Annotated in this window: 23 protein-coding genes and 1 pseudogene; 11 read left to right on the plus strand and 13 right to left on the minus strand. The window is 65.8% G+C overall.

Annotated features, from left to right (window positions below):
• Positions 1 to 57: 57 nt before the first annotated feature.
• Entirely contained in the window at positions 58 to 468 is a 411-nt protein-coding gene (locus tag EO99_RS0115140; protein WP_029619468.1) for a hypothetical protein, read from the minus strand.
• Positions 469 to 486: 18 nt separating this feature from the next.
• Here EO99_RS0115140 and EO99_RS0115145 point away from each other — a divergent pair, with 18 nt between their 5' ends.
• Entirely contained in the window at positions 487 to 906 is a 420-nt protein-coding gene (locus EO99_RS0115145) for a DUF952 domain-containing protein (protein ID WP_408002874.1), read from the plus strand.
• Positions 903 to 1,994, plus strand: a complete 1,092-nt coding sequence (locus tag EO99_RS0115150; RefSeq protein ID WP_029619470.1) for a quinone-dependent dihydroorotate dehydrogenase — start codon at positions 903 to 905, stop codon at positions 1,992 to 1,994. Before EO99_RS0115145 ends, EO99_RS0115150 begins: the two co-directional genes overlap by 4 nt.
• On the opposite strand, the pseudogene EO99_RS25800 reads toward EO99_RS0115150, so the two are convergent.
• The 3 genes and pseudogenes from EO99_RS25800 to EO99_RS0115165 form a co-directional block, all read right to left on the minus strand.
• A pseudogene (locus tag EO99_RS25800) lies at positions 1,970 to 3,321 on the minus strand (MATE family efflux transporter). The gene EO99_RS0115150 and the pseudogene EO99_RS25800 sit on opposite strands and share 25 nt — an antisense overlap.
• On the minus strand, positions 3,321 to 3,809 hold the full coding sequence (locus EO99_RS0115160) for a CAP domain-containing protein (RefSeq protein ID WP_029619471.1): 489 nt from the start codon (positions 3,807 to 3,809) through the stop codon (positions 3,321 to 3,323). Before EO99_RS0115160 ends, EO99_RS25800 begins: the two are co-directional and overlap by 1 nt.
• A gap of 2 nt (positions 3,810 to 3,811) precedes the next feature.
• Positions 3,812 to 4,078: a DUF6460 domain-containing protein gene (locus tag EO99_RS0115165; protein ID WP_029619472.1), complete on the minus strand. Its 267-nt coding sequence runs from the start codon at positions 4,076 to 4,078 to the stop codon at positions 3,812 to 3,814.
• Positions 4,079 to 4,226: 148 nt separating this feature from the next.
• Between EO99_RS0115165 and EO99_RS0115170 the strand changes: the two genes are divergently transcribed.
• From EO99_RS0115170 to EO99_RS0115180, 3 genes are read left to right on the plus strand one after another with little or no spacing between them, the layout of a single operon-like run.
• Entirely contained in the window at positions 4,227 to 5,207 is a 981-nt protein-coding gene (locus EO99_RS0115170; RefSeq protein ID WP_051679890.1) for a class I SAM-dependent DNA methyltransferase, read from the plus strand.
• A gap of 56 nt (positions 5,208 to 5,263) precedes the next feature.
• Positions 5,264 to 5,914 (plus strand): YitT family protein, encoded by a 651-nt coding sequence (locus EO99_RS0115175; RefSeq protein ID WP_029619474.1) that lies wholly within the window; start codon positions 5,264 to 5,266, stop codon positions 5,912 to 5,914.
• Entirely contained in the window at positions 5,914 to 6,558 is a 645-nt protein-coding gene (locus EO99_RS0115180; RefSeq protein WP_051679891.1) for a YitT family protein, read from the plus strand. The genes EO99_RS0115175 and EO99_RS0115180 overlap by 1 nt, the downstream gene beginning before the upstream one ends.
• Positions 6,559 to 6,567: 9 nt before the next feature.
• On the opposite strand, the gene rpoN is transcribed toward EO99_RS0115180, so the two are convergent.
• From rpoN to lptC, 4 genes are all read right to left on the minus strand, one after another.
• Positions 6,568 to 8,121, minus strand: a complete 1,554-nt coding sequence (gene rpoN, locus EO99_RS0115185; protein ID WP_029619476.1) for an RNA polymerase factor sigma-54 — start codon at positions 8,119 to 8,121, stop codon at positions 6,568 to 6,570.
• Positions 8,122 to 8,241: 120 nt separating this feature from the next.
• Positions 8,242 to 9,024, minus strand: coding sequence for an LPS export ABC transporter ATP-binding protein (gene lptB / locus EO99_RS0115190; RefSeq protein WP_029619477.1), 783 nt, complete (start codon positions 9,022 to 9,024; stop codon positions 8,242 to 8,244).
• 34 nt (positions 9,025 to 9,058) lie between these two features.
• Positions 9,059 to 9,607, minus strand: coding sequence for an LptA/OstA family protein (locus tag EO99_RS0115195; protein WP_029619478.1), 549 nt, complete (start codon positions 9,605 to 9,607; stop codon positions 9,059 to 9,061).
• Positions 9,608 to 9,624: 17 nt separating this feature from the next.
• On the minus strand, positions 9,625 to 10,293 hold the full coding sequence (gene lptC / locus EO99_RS0115200; RefSeq protein WP_029619479.1) for an LPS export ABC transporter periplasmic protein LptC: 669 nt from the start codon (positions 10,291 to 10,293) through the stop codon (positions 9,625 to 9,627).
• A gap of 196 nt (positions 10,294 to 10,489) precedes the next feature.
• On the opposite strand from lptC, the gene sppA reads away from it, so the two are divergent.
• The 5 genes from sppA (at position 10,490) to pdeM (ending at position 15,674) form a co-directional block, all read left to right on the plus strand.
• On the plus strand, positions 10,490 to 11,443 hold the full coding sequence (sppA, locus tag EO99_RS0115205) for a signal peptide peptidase SppA (RefSeq protein WP_029619480.1): 954 nt from the start codon (positions 10,490 to 10,492) through the stop codon (positions 11,441 to 11,443).
• A 26-nt stretch (positions 11,444 to 11,469) separates the two neighbouring features.
• The gene (locus tag EO99_RS0115210) at positions 11,470 to 11,769 is read left to right on the plus strand and encodes an integration host factor subunit beta (protein ID WP_029619481.1); all 300 of its coding nucleotides are present in this window, start codon (positions 11,470 to 11,472) and stop codon (positions 11,767 to 11,769) included.
• A gap of 103 nt (positions 11,770 to 11,872) precedes the next feature.
• The gene (locus EO99_RS0115215) at positions 11,873 to 12,244 is read left to right on the plus strand and encodes a LapA family protein (protein ID WP_029619482.1); all 372 of its coding nucleotides are present in this window, start codon (positions 11,873 to 11,875) and stop codon (positions 12,242 to 12,244) included.
• Between the two features lie 78 nt (positions 12,245 to 12,322).
• On the plus strand, positions 12,323 to 14,854 hold the full coding sequence (locus tag EO99_RS0115220) for a ligase-associated DNA damage response DEXH box helicase (protein ID WP_051679892.1): 2,532 nt from the start codon (positions 12,323 to 12,325) through the stop codon (positions 14,852 to 14,854).
• Between the two features lie 88 nt (positions 14,855 to 14,942).
• Positions 14,943 to 15,674, plus strand: a complete 732-nt coding sequence (gene pdeM, locus EO99_RS0115225; protein WP_029619484.1) for a ligase-associated DNA damage response endonuclease PdeM — start codon at positions 14,943 to 14,945, stop codon at positions 15,672 to 15,674.
• A gap of 3 nt (positions 15,675 to 15,677) precedes the next feature.
• Here pdeM and EO99_RS0115230 read toward each other — a convergent pair whose 3' ends face one another.
• A complete protein-coding gene (locus tag EO99_RS0115230) occupies positions 15,678 to 16,409 on the minus strand; it encodes an anti-sigma factor (protein ID WP_029619485.1) in 732 nt (243 codons plus the stop codon).
• A complete protein-coding gene (locus EO99_RS0115235) occupies positions 16,406 to 16,951 on the minus strand; it encodes a sigma-70 family RNA polymerase sigma factor (RefSeq protein WP_029619486.1) in 546 nt (181 codons plus the stop codon). Before EO99_RS0115235 ends, EO99_RS0115230 begins: the two co-directional genes overlap by 4 nt.
• Before the next feature lie 208 nt (positions 16,952 to 17,159).
• Between EO99_RS0115235 and EO99_RS0115240 the strand changes: the two genes are divergently transcribed.
• A complete protein-coding gene (locus EO99_RS0115240) occupies positions 17,160 to 17,948 on the plus strand; it encodes a DUF4394 domain-containing protein (RefSeq protein WP_029619487.1) in 789 nt (262 codons plus the stop codon).
• A gap of 88 nt (positions 17,949 to 18,036) precedes the next feature.
• Here EO99_RS0115240 and EO99_RS0115245 read toward each other — a convergent pair whose 3' ends face one another.
• The 3 genes from EO99_RS0115245 to EO99_RS0115255 form a co-directional block, all read right to left on the minus strand.
• Entirely contained in the window at positions 18,037 to 18,837 is an 801-nt protein-coding gene (locus EO99_RS0115245) for a TIGR02186 family protein (protein ID WP_029619488.1), read from the minus strand.
• Positions 18,837 to 19,763 carry a sulfite exporter TauE/SafE family protein gene (locus EO99_RS0115250; RefSeq protein WP_029619489.1) on the minus strand — a complete coding sequence of 309 codons (927 nt, stop codon included), beginning with the start codon at positions 19,761 to 19,763 and terminating at the stop codon, positions 18,837 to 18,839. Before EO99_RS0115250 ends, EO99_RS0115245 begins: the two co-directional genes overlap by 1 nt.
• A gap of 233 nt (positions 19,764 to 19,996) precedes the next feature.
• A complete protein-coding gene (locus EO99_RS0115255) occupies positions 19,997 to 23,845 on the minus strand; it encodes a peptidoglycan-binding protein (RefSeq protein WP_029619490.1) in 3,849 nt (1,282 codons plus the stop codon).
• Positions 23,846 to 23,944: the final 99 nt, after the last annotated feature.

Below are 23,944 nucleotides of genomic sequence, written 5' to 3' on the forward strand. Positions count from 1 at the left end.
TGGAAACAATAGCCTTTCGGGTCGGATGCATCAGCACCACGGGAAGAACCGCCGGGATCAGGTCCGGCTGGGTCCCGGTTCCTGTGGCTGCCGGTCCTCGGTGAAGTCCTCGATGATCGCCATGAAGCGCCGCATGAAGCGTTCCATGATCGTCAGGCTCTGCTCGATCTCCGCTTCGTCCGGCAGGGCACGGGAGGCGGTCTCTGCAGCCATCCTGTCCTCCAGCGCCGTCACCCGCTTGGTCAGGAGATCGAGCTCCTGTTCATAGGCGGCGCGCTCGTCCGCCGCCATCCGGCAGGAGAGGGTGCCGTTGTCCTCGCGGCAGAGCGACATGGCGCCGGTCTGCCGGTCGAGACGCACCAGGTCGGTCTCGGTTCTCTCCAGCTGGAAACGCGAGGTCTCGGCATCCTGCGCCAGCGCCATGCCGGGCAGAAGTACCAGTGATAGCAGCAGCGGTCTCATCGTCATGTCGTCCTCCGTCTGTGGCTGGACAAGCGCCAGCCTTTGCGGCAAACCGCAGATCGTTCTACAGCACAGCGCCCGATCGAAAGCTGCCCCATGCCCAATATCGTCTACAAGATCGTTCCGACAACTCTGTGGCAGGCCGTACGGGAAAGAGGTGTCTTCGACGGCGCGCCGATCGATCTGCAGGATGGCTACATCCATTTCTCCACCGCCGCCCAGGCCCGCGAGACCGCAAGGCTGCATTTTGCCGGCGTCGAGGACCTGATGCTGCTCGCCGTCGATGGCGGCGCTCTGGGCGAGGCGCTGCAATTCGAGCCGTCCCGCGGTGGTGATCTCTTCCCGCATCTCTACGGCGCTCTGCCTCTCGACGCGGTGATCTGGGAACGGCCGCTGCCGCTGGGAGCCGACGGCGCGCATCGCTTCCCGGAGGAGATGGCATGATCGGCCGCCTGTCGGATCTCGCCCGCCAGGGGCTCTTCCTGCTCGATCCGGAAACGGCGCATGGCATGTCGATCGCTGCCCTGAAGAGCGGCCTTCTGCCCGCGTGCCACCTCAAAGCCGATCTACGGCTTGCCCAGACGGTGGCCGGCCTCTCCTTCCCGAACCCCCTCGGCATGGCCGCCGGCTACGACAAGAACGCCGAAGTGCCGGATGCGCTGCTGCGGCTGGGCTTCGGCTATACCGAGGTCGGCACGCTGACGCCGAAGCCGCAGGCCGGCAACCCGAAACCGCGCATCTTCCGGCTGACGGCCGACCGTGCCGTCATCAACCGCCTCGGCTTCAACAACGAAGGCCATGACGCCGCCCACGCCAGGCTTTCGGCGCGCCAGGGCGCCGGCGGCATCGTCGGCGTCAACATCGGCGCCAACAAGGACAGCGCCGACCGCGTCGCCGATTACGTCGCCGGCATCCGCCGATTCGCATCGCTTGCCAGCTATTTCACCGTCAATATTTCCTCACCCAATACGCCGGGCCTGCGCGACCTGCAGGCGCGCGACAGCCTGAAGGCGCTGCTCGAGGCGGTCCTTGACGCGCGTTCGCAGGAAGCCGCCCGCCTCGGACGGCCGCTGCCGGTCTTCCTCAAGATCGCTCCGGACCTGCCGGAAGAGGGCCTCGACGACATCGCGGCCGAAGCGCTCGCCCATGATCTGGACGGCCTGATCGTCTCCAACACGACCCTGTCGCGTAACGGCCTCACCGATCCCACGCAGGCGAAGGAGGCGGGCGGCCTGTCCGGCGCGCCGCTCTTCAAGCTCTCGACGACGGTGCTTGCGAAGATGCGTCGCCGCGTCGGCCCGGCGATGCCGATCATCGGCGTCGGCGGCGTCGGCAGCGCCGAGGATGCGCTGGAGAAGATCCGCGCCGGCGCCGATCTCGTGCAGCTCTACTCCTGCATGGTCTACGAAGGCCCCGGCCTGCCGGCCCGCATCCTGTCCGGGATGTCGCGGTTGCTCGACCGCGAGACCGTCGCCTCTGTTCGCGAGCTGCGCGACAGCCGCCTTGATCACTGGGCCGACGGAAAGCTCTGAGCGGTCTTGCGCGGCACCAGCGCCAGCAGGAACAGGCCGCGCATGAGCAGGAACAGGTTCATCGCCATCCACAGTCCGTGGTTGCCGAGCGTCGGCACCAGCACCGCAAGTGCGGCGCAATAGGCGGCAAAGGAGAGCAGCATCATGTTGCGCATCTCCCGGGACCAGGTGGCGCCGATGAAGACGCCGTCCATCTGGAAGGCGAGCGCCCCCGTCAGGCCGGTGAGGGCGGCCCAGGGCAGATAGCGTGCCGCCGCCTGCCGCACCTCCTCCGATGTCGTCAGTACCGCGATGATCGGCACGCCCGCCACCAGGAAGAAGATGCCCAGCACGCCGGCCATGGCAAATGACCAGCCGGCCGTCAGCTTCAGCGCCCGGTCGAAGGACGGCCGGAAATTGGCCCCGACCGCGCGTCCCGAAAGCTGCTCGGCGGCCCCCGCCAGTCCGTCGAGGAAGAAGGCCGAGAGCATGAAGACGTTGATCAGCACGGCATTGGCCGCCAGCGTCACCGCCCCGAAGCTGGATCCGATCCGCGTCATGATCACGAAGGCGCCGTTGAGGACGAGCGAGCGGATCAGGATGTCGGCGTTCATCTGGAAAAGCTGCTTCAGCTTGGCCGGGTCGAGGATCTCGCTTCGTGCAGGCCGGCTGCCGGCGGCAAAGCCGCGCATCACGACGACAAGCCCGACGATTGCGGCGAGGTATTCCGCGCCGACCGTGCCCCAGGCGACGCCGGCAATCCCCCAGCCGAGGCCCAGGCCGAGATAGACCGAGACAAGGATGTTCGTGCCGTTGAGCAGGATCTGCAGGGCAGGCCGAGCATCGCCCTGCCACGGCCGAAGATGAGCCCGAGCACGGCGAAATTGACGAAGGTGGCGGGGCTGGAAAGCACCCGGATGCCGAAATAGCTGCGCACCACATCCGCAACATCGGCGTCGCTCGTCATCAGGTCCGGTCCGACCGCGAGGATGACCGGCGCCAGAAGCAGCATGAGCAAGCCCAGTCCGATGGCGCTGAGCAGCGCCCGCCAGAACACCGCCTGCAGCTCACGCGGATCGTTGCGGCCGAAGGCCTGCGCCGCAAGTCCGGTGGTGGAGGTGCGAAAGAAGCTGAGGCTGCCGTAGAGGAGGTCGAAGATGATCGCGCCGATGGCCAGTCCCGCCAGCGCCTCCGGCTGGCCGAGCCGTCCCACCACCGCCGTATCGGTGAGGCCGAGCAGGGGCGTCGTCAGGAAGCCGAGCGTCATCGGCACGGCAATGGACAGCACCAGCCGGTGGGTGACCTGAAAGGGCCGTGTATCGTGAGCCGCCTCAGCCTTCGCGCTCATCAGGCGGAGAGGACCATGGCCCAGTAGGGCCGCGAGGCTGTGGAGCGGGCCATGGCCACGCCCAGCCCCCGGTAGGCGCCGAGCATATTGGTCAGGTGGCTCTGCGAACGGATCCAGGCCTCGACGGCATCCTCCACGGAGTTCTGGCCGCTGGCAATGTTTTCGGCTGCCGGCAGCGGCACGTCGCGGCGCTTCATCCGCGACTTGAAATCGTCCCCGCGCCCGATCAGATGCGTCATCTGCTCCGCCTTGGCCATCCGCACCGCCTGTTCGGCGGCTGCACTGCGTGCGGCACCCTTGGCGGCAAGCGGCGACAGTCCGCGCTCGGCCCGCACCCTGTTGACAAGCGGCAGGGCGGCCGCGGTCTCGTCTTCCGCGCCATCGATCGGCGTCAGGGCGTCGATGGTCGAGCAGCCGGCGAGAAGAAGACCAAGTCCCGACAGGATGAGGACGCCCCGACGGGAGGGCATGAGGATCGCGTCTGACATGCCTAGCGCCTGTAGCTGATCAGCCTGAGGATGATGAAGATCGGAATGACGATCGTCGCGCCGAGGATCAGATAGTCGCCGACCCGGCCAAGCGCGTTGAAGCCCTGGTACCAGAGGTCGAGAACGAAATTGCGGATGCTGTAGACGATGTCCCATGGGTCGAGACCGAAGAAGGCCATCACGAAGCCGACCACCAGCGAAACCACGATCAGTTTCACGATGGTCCGTCCAGGCGTATCGCCCAGAACCCGATTAACCCGTTCCGCCATTCTCAGATTCTCCGTTGCGCAGGCAGAGATAAGCGGCAGGCCCGTTGCCCGCAAGCCCGTTCCTCTGCGCTGAAGGCAATGCTCCTCAAATAGAACTTGTGTTTTTTTGTGGCTTCAGCCAAGAACCCGCACCCTCTCGAGACATTTCATGCTGCCAAGCCAGTTATCCTCCGGCGATGCCATTGCCGACCGTCGCGTCGATTACGCACGCATGCTCGCGGAAGCCGGCGATCTGCCGGCGGCGGCGGAGCTTGTCGAGCAGGCCCTGGAGCTTGTGCCCTCCTGGGCGGCCGGCTGGTTCCAGCTCGGCGAATATCGAGAGAAGAATGAAATGCTCGGCGGTGCCGTCGCCGCCTATCGGCAGGTGCTGAGCCTCGATGCCGAGGATGCCTTCGGCGCCCGCCTGAAGCTTGCTCTTCTGGGGGCAGCCGACGTGCCGGACCAGCCGCCGAGCCGCTACGTGGAGAGCCTGTTCGACGCCTATGCGGAACGGTTCGACGAGGCGCTCGTCGAGAAGCTGGAATACAGCGTGCCCGGCAAGCTGGCCGACATGGTGGTCGGGCTGGGGCCGTTCGAACTGGCCGTGGACCTCGGCTGCGGCACCGGCCTGTTCGGCGCGGAAATCCGTGCGGTGACGAAGCGTCTGGAAGGCTTCGATCTCTCCGCCAACATGCTCGCCAAGGCCGAGCAGAAGAAGATCTACGATCATCTGGCGCAGGCGGACCTCAGCCTGTCGGAGGCCGAGTCCGGTCTCTTCGACGAAGAACTCCCCCGGCACCGCGCCGATCTCGTGAGCGCGACAGACGTCGTGATGTATTTGGGGTCGCTCGAGACCCTGTTCCCGCTGGTGAGAGACCTTCTGGTTCCCGGTGGCCACTTCGCGTTCTCGTTCGAGGAAGCGACGGGCGACCAGGGCTTTGAGTTGCGCGAATCCCTGCGCTACGCCCATTCGGAAGCTTACGTGCGCGAACTCTTGGCGCTTCACGGCCTCGAAACCACCAGCGTGATGCGGACGGACATTCGGCTCGACCGCGGCGAACCCGTCCACGGCATATTGTTTCTGTCGCGGAAGTCTCTGCCGGAGCGCACATTGTTGCGTTTTGACGAACCCGCCGCCGTGGGCCGTTGAACGCTGCCCGGCAACGCTTTATGGCAGTTTGACCATCTTGAAGATCGAGGCATCACTTGGCGCAGCAGAAGCATGCCCATAAGCGCAGCCTGGGGTTCTACAGCGCGGATCCCTCGCAGCATACTCTGCTGGAGGACACGCAAGGCCTGGCGACCGGTGCGCTGGTCGCCGCCCTCGGCTTCTACTTCCTCAATCAGGTCGGCTTGCTGACCGGCGGCACCGCCGGCGTCGCCTTCCTGCTGCACTACGCCTTCGGCATTTCCTTCGGTCTCTTGTTTTTCCTCGTCAACCTGCCCTTCTACTACCTGTCGTTCCGGCGGCTCGGCTGGGCCTTCTCCTTCAAGACCTTCATCGCCATCGGCCTCGTCTCGCTGATCACCGAGGTGGAGCAGAAGTTCCTGCTGATCCAGTATCTGCACCCGGGCTGGGCAGCCCTGATGGGTGGCCTGCTGCTCGGCTACGGGCTCCTGGCGCTCTACAGGCACCGGGCAAGTCTGGGTGGCGTCGGCATCCTCGCCATCTACATCCAGGAGCGCTTCGGCATCCAGGCCGGCCTCATCCAGCTCGCCTTCGATCTCTGCGTCATGGTCTGCGCCTTCTTCGTCGTCTCGCCGCAGATCGTCGGCTGGTCGTTCGTCGGGGCCGTGGTTCTCAACATCTTCCTGGCGATCAACCATCGGTCCGATCGCTATATCGTGGTGCGCTGATGACGAAGGAAGGCGGAGAAAAGACACCGATCGGCTTCTGGGCCTCCACGCCGGACCGCCACTCCGTCATCGAGGACGTGCAGGGCATTGTCGCCGGCAGCATGCTGGCAGCGCTCGGGGTGACCATGCTGTCGGCCGCCGATCTCCTGATCGGTGGAACCGCGGGTCTCGGGTTCCTGCTGCGCTATTCGATGGGCCTCAGCTTCGGCCTCGTCTTCTTCCTTCTCAATCTGCCGTTCTACTGGATCGCCTATCGGCGCCTCGGTCTTGCCTTCACCGTCAAGACCTTCACGGCGGTCGCCGTCACCTCGCTGCTGACGGAGATCCTGCCGGCGCTGATCTCGTTTGAGCATGTGCATCCGGTCGCCGCAGCGCTCTTTGGCGGGCTGCTGATCGGCACGGGCATGCTGGCGCTCTTCCGTCACCGCGCATCGCTCGGCGGCTTCGGCATCCTGGCGCTCTATCTGCAGGATCGTTTCGGCTGGCGCGCCGGCTTCGTTCAGCTCGGGCTGGATCTCGTGGTGCTGGCGCTGTCGTTCCTGGTCGCGAGCCCCGTCGTCATCGCCCTGTCCGTTCTGGCGGCAGCGACCCTGAACCTGACGCTTGCCATCAACCACCGCACCGACCGCTACGTGGTCCGCTGAACAACAGGCTCAGGCCGTCGCGAACTTCGCCATCGCCCGCTTCTCCCGCCGCCGCTGGACGGAGGAGGGGATGTCCATGGCTTCCCGGTACTTGGCGACCGTCCGGCGGGCGAGATCCACGCCGCCCTTCTTGAGGCTGACGACGATGTCGTCGTCGGAAAGCACCGCCTCCGGCGTTTCCTGCGCGATCAGCGCCCGGATCCGGTGGCGCACGGCTTCCGCCGAATGGCTGTCGCCACCCTCGTCGGCAGATCCGATCGAGACCGAGAAGAAATACTTGAGCTCGAAGAGCCCGCGCGGCGTCAGCATGTACTTGTTGGACGTGACGCGGCTGACGGTCGACTCGTGCATCTTGATGGCATCGGCCACCGTCTTCAGGTTGAGCGGCCGCAGGTGGTCGACGCCGTGGGTCAGGAAGGCGTCCTGCTGGCGGGCGATTTCGGTTGCCACCTTCAGGATGGTCTTTGCCCTCTGGTCCAGGCTGCGGGTGAGCCAGTTGGCGCTCTGCATGCAGTCCGAAAGAAACGCCTGGTCATCCTTCTGCCGGCCGCAGGAGGCCGAGACCGTCCGGAAATACTCGCGATCGATGAGCACGCGGGGAAGCGTGTCGGGGTTGAGCTCGATCTTCCAGCCGCCGCCGGCTGCGGGAAAGACCAGCACATCCGGCGAGATCGTCTCGGACGCGCTGCGCTGGAAGTTGGCCCCCGGCTTCGGATTGAGTGCCCGGATTTCCGCCAGCATGTCGAGAAGGTCCTCGTCGCCCACCCCGCAATGGCGCCGCAGCATCGCGAAGTCGCGCCGGGCGAGGAGGTCGAGGTGATTGACGAGCGCTTCCATCGCCGGATCGTAGCGGTTGCGCTGCCGGAGCTGGATGGCGAGGCATTCGCGCAGCGAGCGCGCCATGACACCCGGCGGATCGAGCGACTGCAGCCCCCGGAGGATATCCTCCACCTGTTGCGGCTCACGCCCCAGCCGGGCCGCGATCTCCGGAAGTTCGCCGCAGAAATATCCGGCTTCGTCGACGCAGTCGACGAGGTGCTGGGCCACCAGCCCGTCGGCAGCGCTCTGCAGCAGGAAGGGGATCTGCTGGGACAGGTGGTCGCGCAGGCTCACATGGCCGGCCACGAAGTCGTCGAGGTCGTAGTCCTCGCCCGCCTCGGCGCCCGGCATGGATTTCCACTGGCTGAGAAGCTCCGGCGCATCCGCCTTGATCGACTGCTTGTCGTCCGGAAAGAGATTGTCGAAGCCGGAGTCGCTCTCGTTCAGATGCGCGGCGCCAATCTCCGTCTGCGTGCCGTACCACTCGCCATCCTCGTCGCCCGTGCCTGCGGGCTCGGCGGCGACGTCCTCCCGGGCACTGAAGTCCTCGGGTGCGGCACGGTCGATGGTCTCTGCCGCATCGGTGGGCGCCAGTTCGAGCAGCGGGTTCTTTTCGATCTCTTGCGAAATGAACCTGTTGAGCTCAAGATGCGTCATCTGCAGCAGCTGGATGGACTGCATCAGTTGCGGTGTCATGACCAGCGACTGGCTTTGTCTCAGAAAAAGGCCGGCGGACAAGGACATAGCGGACGCACACTCCCTACACGGTCGACTTCCCGTGGGACGAGACTTCAACTTGGCCCAAAAATTGCTTTTTTGAGAGATTTGGTCAAGCGCCTGGAGGGGCGAAGCGCATTTTATTGCTCAGAGCGTGAATTTGTCGCCGAGATAGAGCCGCCGGACGTCCGGATTGTTGACGATGTCGTTGGCGCGGCCATGGGTCAGCACTTCGCCCGCGTGGATGATGTAGGCGCGGTCGATCAGGCCCAGCGTCTCGCGGACGTTGTGGTCGGTGATCAGCACGCCGATGCCGCGCGCTGTCAGGTGCCGCACGAGATTCTGGATGTCGGAGACCGAGATCGGATCGACACCCGCGAAGGGTTCGTCGAGCAGCATGAAGGCCGGATCCGTCGCCAGCGCGCGGGCGATCTCGAGGCGCCGCCGCTCGCCGCCGGAAAGGGCGACTGCCGCAGATTTGCGCAGATGCCCGATGTGGAATTCGGCAAGCAGCTCGTCGAGCTTGCTTTCGCGCCGGTCACGGTTGCGGTCATGGACCTCCAGGACGGCGCGGATGTTCTGCTCCACCGTCAGGCCGCGAAAGATCGACGCTTCCTGCGGCAGGTAGCCGACCCCGAGGCGGGCGCGGCGGTACATGGGCATGTTGGTGACTTCGTTGCCGTTGATGGCAATCATGCCCTCGTCGACGGGCACCAGCCCGGTGATCATGTAGAAACAGGTGGTCTTGCCTGCACCGTTCGGACCGAGCAGGCCGACGGCCTCGCCACGCCGCACGACGAGCGACACGCCGTTGACGACGCGCCGCGTGTCATAGGTCTTGGACAGCCCGTGTGCCACGAGGGTGCCCTCGTAGCGCGCCTTGTCGCTGACGGAGAAAGGTTCGCGCTGGCCGGACTTCTTGCCCAGCATGTTCGACAGGGAAAACTTCACGATGCTGCCGTTGTTATTGCTGCGGACGCGATTTGGGATCGAGCAGGATTTCCACCCGACCGCCGCAGGCGTCGAGCTTGGCCTCGCCGGTGTTCATCAGGACGGTCAGCTTGCAGCCCTTGAAGACATTGTTGCCCTCGGAGAGAACCACCTGGTCGCCCGACAGCACGAAGGTCTGGCTGGCCATGTCGAACTCGCCCTTCTGGGCGGTCGCCTGCTGCTCTCCGGAGGTCAGCAGGACCTGGTCGTCGAGGAAGATCTTGTCGATGTCGGTGCTGCCCGACGTCATCGAGGCGCCTTCGCCGGTATAGAGCACCGTCATCTTGCCGGCGCGCATGGTGGTCGTTCCCTGCACCACTTTGACGTTGCCGGTGAAATAGGCCTTCTTCTCCTGCTCCTTGATCTCGAGCTGGTCGCTCTCGATCTGGATCGGCTCGTCGTTGGAAAGCGCCATCCCGCTCATCTGGCTGGTGGTGTTCTGCGCTACAGCCGGGGCTGCCAGGGCCAGGCACAGAAGGCCTGCTGAGAGCACGGAAGCTGAGATCTTTTCAATTCGACACATGATCATGGTGGTCAGCTCTAGTTGCCCTGGTTTCGGATGGCGGTCGCGTCGATGTTTACCCTGACCTGTCCGGCGAAGGTAATCGTTTTGCCCTTATCTGCTATCTTGAGAGACTGCGCAACAATAGAGGCTTGCTCGGTCGTGATTGCAACCGGATCGGCCGTGTCGAGCGTGCCGTTGACGACGTCGAGGTCTGCAGACTGGAACTTGGCGGTCGTGCCGTTGCTGAGGTTGACGTCGAAGGGCGCCGTCAGTTGCATGCGGTCGGTGCCGCGGTCGAAGATGCCGGCCGTCGCCACCACGCGCGCGATGGTGTCCTCGTTGACGGGGACCGCCGCCTTGACGTCCTCGAGCGTGATCATGTTCGGGTTGGCGATGTCCTGCAGCGCCCGCACCGCCGTCATCGAATAGCTGATGCCGTCGTCGTTGCGCCCGGCAATCGCCGGCCGCTCCATCACGATCTTGCCGTCCTCGATGCGCGCGCTCTCGATCGACAGGTCTTCCGGAAGATAGGCACGGATCACGGAGACGCCGATGAAGACCGCCGAGATCAGGCCTGCCGTGATCGGCAGCAAGATGCGAAGCCGGCGCACGCGCGCAGAGTGTCTGAGCGCCGCCTGGTAGGCGTCGCCGTCCGCTGGGCCCGCGAAGGCCTGCACCGGTGATTTCAGCAGTCTTTGCAGCATCGGCTGGGCGTGTTTCCTTGCATGTCCGCGTTTTTGTCTGCGCCACTCTCGGGCGGAAGGCGGAGTGGCTTCCGTATTTCAGCGCAATATGGTTTTTTATGCATCAACAAACAATAACGGGCCACATAAAATCGTGATAGCAGTCGCGCACGGAGGGGCATTGCCCCGTAGAGCCCGCGGCAAGCAAGGGAAACCCATGGATCAACTGGCAATTCTCGATCGCAGGCGCCTGCGCCGGAAGCTGAGCTTCTGGCGCGTTCTCGCCCTGCTGGTCATCATCGGGCTCGGCTTTGCCCTCTACCGGCTCGGCGGCGGCGAGGGCGGATCGGCCGTTCAGCACGTGGCCCATGTGAAGATCTCCGGAATGATCCAGGACGATACGGAGCTTCTCGAGCGGCTGAAGGAGATCGGCGACAGCCCCAACGCCAAGGCGCTCGTCGTCTCCATCTCCTCGCCGGGCGGCACCACCTATGGCGGCGAGCGGATCTTCAAGGCGATCCGTGCGGTGGCCGAGAAGAAGCCGGTCGTGTCCGACATCCGCACGCTGGCGGCCTCCGCCGGCTACATGATCGCCACCGCCGGCGACACCATCGTGGCGGGCGAAAGCTCGATCACCGGCTCGATCGGCGTGATCTTCCAGTACCCTCAGATCGAGGAGCTGATGGACAAGGTCGGCATCTCGCTGGAAGAGATCAAGTCGTCGCCCCTGAAGGCGGAACCCTCTCCCTTCCACCCACCCAGCGAAGAAGCGCAGCAGATGATCCGCTCGATGATCATGGACAGCTACGACTGGTTCGTCGATCTCGTGGCGGAACGGCGCAATCTGCCCCGCGACGAGGCGCTGCGGCTTGCCGACGGCTCGATCTTCACCGGCCGCCAGGCGCTCGAAGCCCGGCTGGTGGATACGCTCGGCGGCGAAACCGAAATCCGCGCCTATCTGGCGGACAAGGGCGTCAGCCAGAACCTGCCGATGGTGGAGTGGAAGGACAGCGAGGACGCCTCCTCGCTCTGGTTTGCCAGCGCCATGGCCCAGTTTTTCCGGCTGACCGGCCTGGCCGATGTGCTGGGTCCCGCGGCGCTGCGGCCGTTCGGGGGCGAGAAGTTGTTCCTTGACGGTCTGGTCTCCGTTTGGCAGGTTGGCCACGAGTGAAAATCTAGCTTTTTCAGGGGGCAAACGTGATCAAGTCGGAACTGGTCCAGATCGTGGCGGCACGAAATCCGCACCTCTACCACCGCGATGTCGAGAATATCGTCAACGCGGTTCTCGACGAGATCACCGATGCTCTGGCGGCAGGAAACCGGGTCGAGCTGCGCGGCTTCGGCGCCTTCTCCGTCAAGAACCGTCCGTCCCGTTCGGGCCGCAATCCGCGCACCGGCGAGTCTGTTTTCGTCGAGGAAAAATGGGTACCCTTCTTCAAGACGGGCAAGGAGTTGCGCGAGCGTCTCAATCCCGGTCTTGAGGACGAGGCGGATTGACGCTGACCACCTCTGATCGGCAGATGCTCTTGAAAGGCGCCGGCAGGCGCCTATTCTGCCTTGGGAGTGCAGGGCGCCACGGGCGCAGACAAGGCGGAGAGACATGACGAGGCTCAAGAAGATCGTTTATCTGGTGATACTGTTGCCGCTCGGCGTGCTGCTGGTCGTGCTTTCGGTCGCCAACCGCCAGAGCGTCACCCTGGCCCTCAATCCCTTCCGCCCGCAGGACAGCGTCCTGTCTCTGACGGCACCTTTCTTCCTGTTTCTCATGCTGGTACTGATCCTCGGCATGGCCATCGGCTCGGTCGGCACCTGGTGGACGCAGGGCAAGCATCGCAAGCAGGCGCGCGTCGAGGCCAGGGAAGCCGTGAAGTGGCACAACGAAGCAGACAAGCAGAAGACGCCGTCGACGGCCGTCACCCCCACAAGCCTGCCACCGGCCGCCCCGCAGATGAAGACGCCGGCCCTGAACTGATCCGCAGGCACGGCCGCTGACCCTCTCGGCCATTAAGCGTTGACCGGCACTTCTTTTTCGCCGGCTTCTGCTTATTTTATGCGGGTGGATCTCGTCATACCCCCATCGTCCGGCCGTGATGCCGCGCTCCTGCCCCGGCCGTTCCTGAAATGGTTCGCCGAGAAGGGCTGGCAGCCGCGTCCCCATCAGCTCGAGCTTCTTGCCCGCGCTACCGCCGGCGAGAGCATGCTGCTGATCGCGCCGACCGGCGCCGGCAAGACGCTTGCCGGCTTCCTCCCGTCGCTGACGGACCTGACCCGGCGCGGCAAGATCCCGCCCGGCTCGGCCTTTACCGGCATCCACACGCTGTACATCTCGCCGCTCAAGGCGCTCGCGGTCGATATCGAGCGCAACCTGATGAAGCCCGTCTCGGAGATGGGGCTGACGGTCACGATCGAGAACCGCACGGGCGACACGCCGCAGGCCAAGCGCCAGCGCCAGAAGCTCTCGCCGCCGGATATCCTGCTGACGACGCCGGAACAGGTGGCGCTGCTGCTCGCCAACAAGGAAGCCGAGCGCTTCTTCAAGGACCTGAAGTACGTCGTCCTCGACGAACTGCATTCGTTGGTGACCTCCAAGCGCGGCCATCTCCTGTCGCTGGGGCTCGGCCGCCTGCGCCGCCATGCGCCGCAAATGCAGACCATCGGCCTCTCGGCGACGGTCGCCCATCCGATGGACCTGCAGCGCTGGCTCGTTCCCCAGGGCGACCACCCGGCGCCGCCGGCGGGCCTCGTGCATGTCCAGGGTGGTGCCCCGCCGGACATCACCATCCTCGACACGGACAAGCGCATTCCCTGGTCGGGCCATGTCTCGACCTATGCCATTCCGGAGGTCTACGAGGAGATCAAGCGGCACAAGACGACGCTGATCTTCGTCAATACCCGTTTCCAGGCCGAACTCCTCTTCCAGGAGCTCTGGACGATCAACGACGACAACCTGCCGATCGCGCTCCATCACGGCTCGCTGGACGCCGGCCAGCGCCGCAAGGTGGAGGCCGCGATGGCCGCCAACAAGCTGCGGGCGGTCGTCGCCACCTCGACGCTCGACCTCGGACTCGACTGGGGCGACGTCGATCTCGTCGTCCACGTCGGTGCGCCGAAAGGGGCCTCGCGGCTTGCCCAGCGCATCGGCCGCTCCAACCACCGCATGGACGAGCCGTCGAAGGCGATCCTGGTTCCGGCCAACCGTTTCGAGGTGATGGAATGCCAGGCGGCGCTGGACGCCAATTATCTCGGCGCCCAGGATACGCCGCCGGTGGGCGAGGGCGCGCTCGACGTGCTCGCCCAGCATATCCTCGGCATGGCCTGCGCCGAGCCCTTCGATCCGCTGGAGCTCTACGCGGAGATCACCAGCGCCTCGCCTTATGCAGAGCTTTCCTGGGAGATGTTCGAACGCGCCGTGGATTTCGTGGCGACCGGCGGCTACGCGCTGCGCGCCTACGAGCGCTACGCCAAGATCCGGAAGACCGCGGAGGGCCGCTGGCGCGTCTCCAATCCGCAGATCGCCCAGCAATACCGCATGAACCTCGGCACCATCGTTGAGGCGACGGAGCTGAACGTTCGGCTGGTCAAGCGCAATGCCCGGGGCACCATCGGCCGCGGCGGCCTGTCGCTTGGTAAGGTCGAGGAGTATTTCCTCGAACAGCTGGTGCAGGGCGATACCTTCCTGTTTGCCGGCAAGGTGCTGCGTTTCGAGGGCATCCGCGAGAACGAATGCCTGGTGTCCAACGCCGCCTCGATGGACCCGCGCATCCCCGCCTATGCCGGCGGCAAGTTTCCGCTCTCCACCTATCTCGCCGACCAGGTGCGCGGCATGCTGGCCGATCCCGATCGCTGGCAGGCCCTGCCGGATCAGGTGCGCGACTGGCTGGCGCTGCAGAAGGACCGCTCCATGCTGCCGGCGAGGGACGAGCTGCTGATCGAGACCTTCCCGCGCGGCAAGCGCTTCTTCATGATCGCCTATTGCTTCGAGGGCAGGCTGGCGCATCAGACGCTCGGGATGCTGCTCACCCGGCGGATGGAGCGGGCAGGGGCCCGTCCTCTCGGCTTCGTCGCCACCGATTACTCGCTGGCGGTCTGGGCCTTGAATGACCTGGGCGGCATGATCGGCCAGGGCCGGCTCAGCCTTGGCGACCTGTTCGACGAGGACATGCTGGGTGACGATCTCGAGGCCTGGCTCGACGAAAGCTACATGCTGAAGCGCACCTTCCGCAATTGTGCCGTGATTTCCGGCTTGATCGAGCGCCGCCACCCCGGAAAGGAGAAGACCGGCCGCCAGGTCACCGTCTCGACGGACCTGATCTACGACGTGCTGCGCAGCCACGAGCCGGACCACATCCTGCTGGAAGCGACGCGGCGCGATGCCGCATCCGGACTTTTGGACATCGGCCGGCTTGGCGATATGCTGGCGAGAATCAAGGGGCACATCACCCACCGCGACCTCGACCGTGTCTCGCCGCTCGCCGTTCCCATCATGCTGGAGATCGGCCGGGAAACGGTGCCGGGCGAAGCCCAGGACGCAGTGCTGGCGGAGGCCGCGGAAGAGCTGATCGCGGAAGCCATGGCACCCTAGGCCTCCCGCGTCGTCTCGCCCGGGACCCCGAATACAGGCAGACACGGCAGTGCGCTTGACTGCCGAACGGAAAGACGAAACGACCTTGATGCACCGCCTCGGCCTCGCCGCCCGCACCGCAAACATGATCGGCAAGGCCGCCGGTGCGGAAGAGATCGTCGTCAACGACGTGGTCGCGATCTGCGACCCGCTCGGAAGCCTCTACCTGCCGGAGAGTGGGCTGCTGGTAGTCTCCGACCTGCATCTGGAAAAAGGGGCAGCCTTTGCCCGGCGCGGCATGATGCTGCCGCCCTATGACACCATCGCCACCCTCAACATCCTGGCCGCGGTCATCGCCCGCTACGATCCTAAGATCGTCATTTCGCTCGGCGACAATTTTCACGATCGCAGCGGCTCCGAGCACCTGCCGGCGGACCTGCGCGCGCTGCTTGCCGGCATGGCGCGCGGCCGCGACTGGATCTGGATCAACGGCAACCACGATCCCGACGGCACCGTCGACCTGCCGGGCGAATGCGCCGACGAATTCGCCCATGGCGGTCTGGCCTTCCGCCACGAGCCGAGCCTGATTTCGGGCAAGGGCGAGATCGCCGGGCACCTGCATCCCTCGGCCACCGTCCGCCGGCGCGAGAAATACGTCCGCCGTCCCTGTTTCGCGACGGACGGCGCGCGTCTGCTGATGCCGGCCTTCGGCGTCCTGGCCGGCGGTCTCGACCTCAACCACAGGGCCATGCAGGGCCTCTTCGATCGCGAGACCCTGGTCGCCCATCTGCTCGGCCGCGACCGCATCTATTCGGTCCGCTACGGCAGCCTGCTCGCCTGATCCTCAGCGCGGCAGTTTCGCAAAGCCCTTGGCCAGCACCGGTCCTGTTGGGCGCCCGGTCGGTGAGCCTCCCGCCTGCTCCAGCGTGATCTCGTAAAGCTGCGCATCCTGCGGCGTCGGCAGCGGCGGCGCCTTCAAGCGCCCGGACTGGCCCTCCTCGAGAAGGCCCAGCGACACCGGTCCCATTTCCGCGGAGGGAAGCGTCCAGACCTCGACTGCCTTGTCGTCGGGAACCGCGATGTCAGCCAGCAGGCGGATGTTGGCGGTATCATTGCCGAAATCCTCGACGACCGCCTGCACTTCGCCCGTCTCGTTGAGAAGCACCGCGATCACCATCGGCTCGGCCCTGCGGCCAAGGCTCCAGGTCAGCGCCACCGCCAGCACCAGCGTCGCCGCCATCGAGGACAGGGCGGCGGCCTTCCAGCCGAAGCCGCGGTTGTCGTTGGCGGCGGGCGTGAGTACGGCCTCGGGCGCAAGCGTCGCCCCGCCAAGCGGCACGGCAGCGGGGGTATCGGCCAACCCCGCCTCGATCTGTGTCCAGAGCCCTGGCGGCACGGCGGCGGCTTCGGCTGTCATGTCGAGCGGCAGGTAGCGGTCACGGCTTGTCGCCACCGCCTGCCGCAGGTCCGCATTGCGCTCCATCTCGGCCTCCACGGCCGCATGGTCGGCGGCATCCAGCAGGCCGAGGACATATTCGTCGGCGATCTCGGGAATGGTCGTTTCGTTGAAGATCATGCCATGCACTCCCGAAGTGCCGAAAGCCCGCGGCGGATCCAGGATTTCGTCGTGCCGAGCGGCAGCCGCAGGCGTCCGGCGATCTCGCCATGCGTATAGCCGCCGACATAGGCGAGCAGGATGCCCCGCCGCTTCATCTCGTCGAGTGTGCCCAGGCACTCGCGCAGCCGGCTGTTGCGGTCCAGCGCATGCCAGGCGGACAGGATGTGGTCCAGCTGGTCGCTCTCGCGCAGCGTCTCTAGCCTGTCGTCCTCCACCGTGTCCTCGCGCCGGCCGTCGCGCAGCATGTTGAGCGCCCGGTTGCGCACGATCGCATGGATCCAGCCGCGCGCCGATCCCCGCTCCGGGCTGTATTGATGGGCGCTGGTCCAGATGCGGATGAAGGCGTCCTGCACCACTTCCTCCGCCAGCTCCCGGCGCCGCAGGATGCGTTCGGCGACCGCGATCAGCCGCGCGGCCTCGCCATCGAAGATCCGCTTCAATCCCCCGCGGTCGCCGCGGGCGCAGGCTGCAAGCGAGGCCGCAAGCTCGTCGGATGGCATCTGTGCCAGGCTCAAGTCTGCTCTCCCAGGGGCAAATGCTGTCGTTTCCATGTCAGATATACACGCCGGCCGCCCCGATGGGATGCAGCCGCGATTATTTTTTTGCCCTCTGCATCCAAACCTGAGGTGCCAGGTGTCTTCCCTATGAGGCGGCAGGAAACAAACCGCGCTGACCTTCGCAATGGACCAATCAAACGGGAGAAACCACATGATCACGCTTCGCACAGTTCTCATCACCTCCACCGTCCTCGCGGCCACCTCGGTTGCCGCCTCCGCGGCTCCGGTTGTCGGCCTGGTCGGCGACAAGACCCTGGTGATGTTCGACACCGACGCCCCGGCGGTCTCCAGGACCATGGACGTCACCGGCGTCGACAGTCTCGTCGGCATCGATCTGCGCCCCTCCAACAACACGCTGGTCGGCGTCACGGCGGACAACACCATCGTCACCATCGACATGGAATCGGGCGCAGCCACGGAAGTCGCCAAGATGGACAAGCCGCTGACCATGGGCGACGCCCCCGTCATCGTCGATTTCAACCCGATGGCCGACCGCCTGCGCTACATGACCGGCACCACCAACCACCGCGTCCATCCGGACACCGGTGAAGTCACTGTCGACGGCAGCCTCGCCTTCGAGGATGGCGACATGCACAAGGGCGAGGAGCCGAACATCGTCGCGGCTGCCTACATCAACTCCTACGGCAAGCCGGAAAAGACCGCGATGTACGACATCGACGCCACCATCGGCGGCCTGATCCAGCAGACCAAGCCGAACGACGGCACCCTGAAGGCGATCGGCAAGCTCGGCGCCGAGGGCATGCCGGCAACCTACGCCTTCGACGTCCAGACGACCGCCGATGGCGAGAACACCGCCTGGCTCGTCACCGGCACGGCGCTCCACACCGTTGATATCGAGACCGGCAAGGCGACGAAGACGGCCGACATCACCGGCGCCAACGGCGACATCCGCGACATTGCGGTTCTCCCGGCGATGTAACGCGTGAAACGGGAAGGGCCGGTCGGTCGCAGCCGGCCCTTCCCGACGTCTGCCGATAGCTCACCTGGGGGTAAGGGGCGTCGCGCCCTCAGTCCTTGCGGAAGATCAGGCTGGCACCCCAGCCAGTGACCACGGCCATCAGCACGCAGAACATCCCGTAGAGGATCGGCTGATTGTGCGCGGCATCGGTGATCGCCTGCTCCAGGCCGGTCTTGACCACCCTCAGCGGCAGCTCCCGCTCGTAGATCAGCTCGCCACCCTTGAAGAGATAGGCATGCACCGTGTGCACCCCGTCGGGAATATTGGCGGGCAGCCGCAGCGAGGCGCGAAACAGGCTGGACGAGACGAAGCGCACGCCGCTCGTGTCGCGCTGGTACAGGCCATTGGCAAGCTTCAGTCGCCGGTAGGCCTCCCGGAACTCGCTCAGATTGACGGCGTTGCCGAGATAGCCGGTCGGCGTCAGCGCCAGGTGGTTGATGCCCACCCCGATGCTGTTGAGCGACGGCTCCTCGTCGATCGCATCGATTTCCCGGGTGCTGGCCAGCGAATAGGATTCCGGCACCTGCTCGAAGGTCATCGATTCCGTGTTCATCCAGATGCCGAGGACGCGATCCTTCTTGCGCACCGTCGCATAGTCGCGCGGACCTTCCAGCGTCACGATCACGTCGTACTGGCCGATCGCCAGGAACAGTTCGTCGGCATTGGTCAGCGCCCCGAAGACGGTGAGATCCGCGCCGCGGAAGTCCGAGGTGATGGCGATCTCGCTCGTCGACGTGCCGATCTCCAGCCCCTCCTGCACGGTCGATGCCGTGCCGAAGGGAACCTGCGCCACGGCGGGAGCGGCGGCGAAGAGAGTGGCGGCGAGCAGGAGGCGCAGACGGTAAAGCATCAGTTGGCGAAGCCTCCGACCGATACGGAAAACAGATCGTCGGGACGCACCACCAGCGCGATCGCCAGCCGGATGCCGACCGCCAGCACCAGCAGCCCCAGCAGCGCCCGCAGCTGTTCGCCGCGCAGCCGCTGGCCCACCCGCACGCCGTATTGCGCGCCGATGACGCCGGCCACCATCAGGATCGTCGCCAGGACGATGTCGACCGAATAGTTCGTCGCCGCCTGTACCATGGTCGTATAGGCGGTCACGAAGATGATCTGGAACAGCGAGGTGCCGACCACGACGTTGGTGGGAATGCGCAGCAGGTAGATCATCGCCGGCACCATGATGAAGCCGCCGCCGACGCCCATGATCGAGGTCAGCACGCCGATGGCAAAGCCCAGCGCCAGCACGGGGATTGCGCTGAGGTAGATCTTCGATTTCTTGAACCGCATCTTGAAGGGCAGGCGGTGCACCCAGATGTGCTGGCCCGGCCGCTTTGCCAGCGGTGCCACGTTGCGCGCGGTGCGCCGCAGCGCCCGCACGCTCTCGTTCAGCATCAGCGCGCCGACGGTGCTGAGCAGCAGCACGTAGAGCAGCGAGATGAACAGGTCGAGCTGGCCGAGCCGTCGCAGCCAGGAGAAGATCGAGATGCCGACGGTGGCCCCCGCAAGACCGCCGACCAGCAGCACCGTGCCGAGCTTGATGTCCAGCGTGCCGCGCCTAAAATGGGTGATGGCACCGGAGATCGAGGATGCGACCACCTGGTTGGCGCCCGTCGCCACGGCCACCACGGGCGGGATGTTGTAGAAGATCAGCAGCGGCGTGATCAGAAAGCCGCCGCCGACGCCGAACATGCCGGACAGGAAGCCGACGGCCGCACCCATGCCAAGAATGATGAAGATGTTGACCGAAAGCTCTGCGATCGGCAGGTAAACTGTCACAGCCGAACCTCAAACACGATGGGCCGCCCCGGACGAGGCGGTGTCGCCATGCGGATGGACCACTCCGCGTCAGCGTCGGGAAATCTGTTGCAGGCGACCCGAAAAGACCGGTGCAACCATGGTTTTGTCATGCGCCCGACCTCGGGGTTGAGTCAACGTGCAAACCCCGATTACACCGGCATTTTCCCGTTTTTGTGACGGTGTGCTCAACGCCGCGTTACGGCGTCGATCCGTCAGTTGTTGCGCGCCAGCAATTCCTTGACCATGGCGTCGTCGATCTTGCCGGTCGGTTCCTGGCCGAGCGAGGTCTGGAATTCCTTGATGGCGCCGATGGTCTTCTGTCCCATCTTGCCGTCTGGCGCTCCGGCGTCGAAGCCGTTCTTGTTGAGGATGGCCTGGATGTTGCGGATCGCCTTCTCCATGTCCACCGACGATGTCTTCACCGCCATTTCGCCGGCCCATTCGTCGGGAAGCTGAACGCCGTTGGCGCGCGTGTCGAGCGGCTTGGGCTTCCAGGCCTCCACGGCGGCGCGGGCAGCTTCCAGGTCCTGCTGGCGCATCGCCTTGGCCACCTCGTCGCGCTTCTGCGCCGCATCCTGGTCGCCACCCTTGGCGGCGATGGCAAACCATTTGTAGGATTCGACGAGGTTCTGCGTCGTGCCGTTGCCGCGGGCGTAGAGGATGGCGAGGTTGAACTGGCTGTCGGAGACGCCGAGCTCGGCGGCCTTCTTGAACCAGTCGGCGGCGGCGGCATAGTCCAGCTCGCCCTCGGCGCCCGAAGCGTTCAGGACCGCCAGGTTGTGCATGGCGCTGGCATTGCCGGCGGCTGCGGCCTGCTGGTAGTAGGTCATGGCCTTGTCGAGATCGCGCTCGATCCCGGTGCCCTTCTCGAAGAGATTGCCGAGCCGGTACTGGGCAGGCGGGAAGCCGCGATCGGCCGACAGTCTGTACCAGGTGGCCGCTTCGGAAAGGTCGACTGCGACGCCGCGGCCTTCCGTGTAGCGGGCACCGATCTCGAACAGTGCGACGGGATCGCCGGCTTCGGCAGCATCCGTCAGCGACTTTGGTCCGATCGAGGCGGGGACGACGATCGCCGGTGCCGTCGGCTCGGCCGCCGCAGTGCCGGCCGCTTCCGGCGCGGCTTCGGCAGGGGCGGGGGCATTAAGAGTGGATGCGACACCGGCAGCCGGGCGCGGCTCCATCATCGAGGCCTGCTGGGTGTCGCGGGCGACCGGGGTAACGGCGGCCGGCGCCGCATCCTCTGCCGCAGGGCCGCCAGCCGGCGAGATCTCCGCCGTGGTCTCGGCAGGCGTCGTGGACGCCGGGCCGGCGACGACGTCCGGAGCCTCCGCGGGCGCATCGGTTGCCTCGGCCAGATCCGCTTCGCCTTCCGGTGCTTCATCCGAAACGGGCGCCTGCGTGACGGCCGGCGGCAGCGGAGCCTCTTCGCCGCTCGTCAGCGTCTGGACGAGCGGTATCGCCATCACGGCCAGCAGCACGGCACCGACCGCCATCATGATGGGACGGCGCTGCCGCGAGAGCGCGCTGCCGATCACGCTGTTTCCCGGGTTCTTGGATCCACCGGTAGCGCTGGAGGGGTCTGTTTCCAGGGCTGCCGCCTTGGCTGCCCGGCGGGCTGCTGCGATATAGTCGGCGCGTTCGGAGACGCTGGCCTGCGTGCCGCCGCCGCCGGCTGCCGCCTGGCTGGCGCGGACGCGTTCGAGGATCTGGCGCACGTCCGGTGTGCCGGAGCCGGGTTCGAGCGGTTCATGCTCCCGCTCCGGTGGCAGCATGTCCACCGGATCGAGGGAGGGTGCCGGGTCAACGACGGTGCGTCCCGATGTCGAGGCAACGGTTTTCTGTCCCGGCCGCAGGCGCTGGGAAATCTTGGTGAAGATGCCCTGCCTTGAAGGCTCTTCCTCCGCCATGGTCGCGGGGGACCCGTCCGGGTCCACGGTCGGCTGGTCCGCTTCGACCTCGGGGGCTGCACCGTCCTTCTCCGTGCTACCCGGTGCCCGCGCATCCGGCGCCCGCACGGCTGTGTGCGAGGTGCTTCCCGCCAGAGACTGAAGCAGGTCGGCATGAAAATCGTCCACCTCCGGCGATGGACCTGCCGGTTTGAACGGATCGGTCGGCGCGGCAACGGGACCGGCGGATGCCCTCTCCCATGGTGCCGCATTCTGCTGCATGGCCGGCTGCTGCGCGACGGCCGGCGCGTAGCGGTCCTCCATCGTGTCCAGGCGGTCGGCAATCTGCACGAGCGTGCTGTGCAGCGCGTTGAGCGTGTGCTGCGAGCGCGCCTCGGTGCTGCGGGTCAGTTCCTCGAGTTGCCGAAGGTCTTCGGCAAGGGCCGTCAGCGCCGACATGTCCATGGCGGGCGCTGCAGAATTGCCGCGACGGGCGAAGCTGTCCACCACCGCCTCTGCGGCCTGCCGTGCCGCCTCGATGATGTATTCGTCGTTGGTGCTCACGTAGCTTTCGAGCGCCGTGACCCGGTTTTCGATCTCGGGCGATGCCGCCCGCGACGGGTCGCTCATCAGGCTCGAAAGATGGGAGATCTGCGCTTCGAGGCTCTTCAGCGCGGCACTGTCGCCGATCGGTCCCTGCACGGTCTCGTCCAGGCGCGCGGCGATGTCGCTCAGCCTGTCCTCGATGCGACCGATCGCGGCCTGTTCCGCGGCCGGCTGCTGCAGGCTCTGGTTATAGTCCATCTCGTCGATGCGGCGGGCGAGATAGTCGAGCCGCTCCGCCAGCGCCTCGTTGATCTGTCCGTGACCCAGGCGGTCGATCTTGTCGGAGATGTCGGCGAGATATTCGGTCAGGCCGGACTGCTCGTCCGGCCGGCTCGGCTGGGCAAGCATCTGCGACAGCTGCTCGAGCCGTTCCTCCAGCCGCAGAGCGACTTCTTCCGTCGACAGCTGCTCGATACGGCCCGACAGAGCTTCGATCCGCTCCGAAAGTCCCTCGTCGGATTCCGCACGCGGGCTCGTCGCCATGGTGTCGATCTGTTCGGACAGACCGGCGATCCGGCTTTCCAGCCTCTGGAAGGCGGTGTGGTCGGCGGCGGAGGCGGATGCGGCGCGACTGCCCGCGGCAATCGCCCGGCTGATTTCGTCCAGGCGGTCGGCAAGCAGCACGAACTGCTCGTTCAGCGCCTCGTCGTTCGGCTGCATGCGCGAACCAAGCTGCTCCATGACGGTCGCGATCGCCATCAGCTTCTGTTCCATGCCGCGGACCGCCGGGCCGTTGTTCATGGAGCCGAGCTGGTTCTTGATGTCGTCGATCCGATAGGCAAGCCCCACCAGATCCTCGCGCAGTTCCTGCGTGTCGAAGTCGACGATCCGGTCCTCGATCCCCTGCCACCGGGCGTCGAGGTGCCGGAGGCTGTCCTCTCGCGCCAGGCCTTCGAGGACGGAGCGCAGCTCGTCGTATTCGCGGCGCAACGCATCGGCCTCGGGGCCGCCACGGTGGCCGAGCGTCTCGATGCCGTCGGCCAGGCGAGCCAGGTCATGGCGCAACGCGTCGCCGATCTGCTGTTCCTGCGCGACCGAGCGGATGCTGGTCACCTCGGCGCGCAGCGCGTTCATCTCCTGCGCAACGCCGTCGGCAATATCCTGTTTCAGTTCCTGGCGCAGGCTGACCAGTGCCTCGGCGATCTCGCGCAGGGAAATGTCGTCACCGGAAGCTCTGGTGGCGCCCTGCGGCGGGACTGGGCGGTGCGGCTCGGCGGGACGCGCCTCGGGACGACGCTCCAGCCGCGGCCGCGGCATGGCGGGCGGTGCGGCGGGCTCTGCCCGGACAGCGTCTTCCCGTGCGGCGGCCAGCATGCGCTGGCGGTTGCGGATTTCCTGAAGCGGGTCGATCGAGCCCGGTGTGGGCGAGGCCGGGAACAGCGGCGGTGCGGTCGTGGTGCGATCCTCCGCGAGCTGCCTTGGCAAGGGTGCCGCTTCCGCATGCCGTGGTTCGCGGGACGCCTGCATCAGGCCCTCGATGCGCGATTCCAGTCCCTTGATCGTCCGGTTCAGCGCATCAAGGGACGATCTGTCGCCGGGTCGGGGAGATGTCGATCGTGAACCGTTCATAATTGCTGCTCGTTCCAACGTTACGCGTGGCGGTAGGCCGTGGTTTCCGGCCGTGGCGGAATGTATGTGCCCTGGCCAGCCACCGGGACATGCGGTGGA

This window comes from Pseudorhizobium marinum (assembly GCF_000705355.1).
In the GTDB taxonomy this organism is placed as follows: Bacteria; Pseudomonadota; Alphaproteobacteria; order Rhizobiales; family Rhizobiaceae; genus Neorhizobium; species Neorhizobium pelagicum.

Bases quoted from the DNA above. Each gene is read 5' to 3' on its own strand.
- rpoN (WP_029619476.1), bottom strand. From the start codon at position 8,121: ATGTCCTTGTCCGCCGGCCTTTTTCTGAGACAAAGCCAGTCGCTGGTC.
- lptC (WP_029619479.1), bottom strand. From the start codon at position 10,293: ATGCTGCAAAGACTGCTGAAATCACCGGTGCAGGCCTTCGCGGGCCCA.
- EO99_RS0115150 (WP_029619470.1), top strand. From the start codon at position 903: ATGATCGGCCGCCTGTCGGATCTCGCCCGCCAGGGGCTCTTCCTGCTC.
- EO99_RS0115245 (WP_029619488.1), bottom strand. From the start codon at position 18,837: ATGCTTTACCGTCTGCGCCTCCTGCTCGCCGCCACTCTCTTCGCCGCC.
- EO99_RS0115170 (WP_051679890.1), top strand. From the start codon at position 4,227: ATGCTGCCAAGCCAGTTATCCTCCGGCGATGCCATTGCCGACCGTCGC.
- EO99_RS0115165 (WP_029619472.1), bottom strand. From the start codon at position 4,078: ATGGCGGAACGGGTTAATCGGGTTCTGGGCGATACGCCTGGACGGACC.
- EO99_RS0115140 (WP_029619468.1), bottom strand. From the start codon at position 468: ATGACGATGAGACCGCTGCTGCTATCACTGGTACTTCTGCCCGGCATG.
- EO99_RS0115215 (WP_029619482.1), top strand. From the start codon at position 11,873: ATGACGAGGCTCAAGAAGATCGTTTATCTGGTGATACTGTTGCCGCTC.
- EO99_RS0115220 (WP_051679892.1), top strand. From the start codon at position 12,323: ATGCGGGTGGATCTCGTCATACCCCCATCGTCCGGCCGTGATGCCGCG.
- sppA (WP_029619480.1), top strand. From the start codon at position 10,490: ATGGATCAACTGGCAATTCTCGATCGCAGGCGCCTGCGCCGGAAGCTG.
- EO99_RS0115180 (WP_051679891.1), top strand. From the start codon at position 5,914: ATGACGAAGGAAGGCGGAGAAAAGACACCGATCGGCTTCTGGGCCTCC.
- EO99_RS0115240 (WP_029619487.1), top strand. From the start codon at position 17,160: ATGATCACGCTTCGCACAGTTCTCATCACCTCCACCGTCCTCGCGGCC.
- lptB (WP_029619477.1), bottom strand. From the start codon at position 9,024: ATGCTGGGCAAGAAGTCCGGCCAGCGCGAACCTTTCTCCGTCAGCGAC.
- EO99_RS0115160 (WP_029619471.1), bottom strand. From the start codon at position 3,809: ATGTCAGACGCGATCCTCATGCCCTCCCGTCGGGGCGTCCTCATCCTG.
- EO99_RS0115255 (WP_029619490.1), bottom strand. From the start codon at position 23,845: ATGAACGGTTCACGATCGACATCTCCCCGACCCGGCGACAGATCGTCC.
- EO99_RS0115230 (WP_029619485.1), bottom strand. From the start codon at position 16,409: ATGATCTTCAACGAAACGACCATTCCCGAGATCGCCGACGAATATGTC.
- EO99_RS0115195 (WP_029619478.1), bottom strand. From the start codon at position 9,607: ATGTGTCGAATTGAAAAGATCTCAGCTTCCGTGCTCTCAGCAGGCCTT.
- EO99_RS0115235 (WP_029619486.1), bottom strand. From the start codon at position 16,951: ATGCCATCCGACGAGCTTGCGGCCTCGCTTGCAGCCTGCGCCCGCGGC.
- pdeM (WP_029619484.1), top strand. From the start codon at position 14,943: ATGCACCGCCTCGGCCTCGCCGCCCGCACCGCAAACATGATCGGCAAG.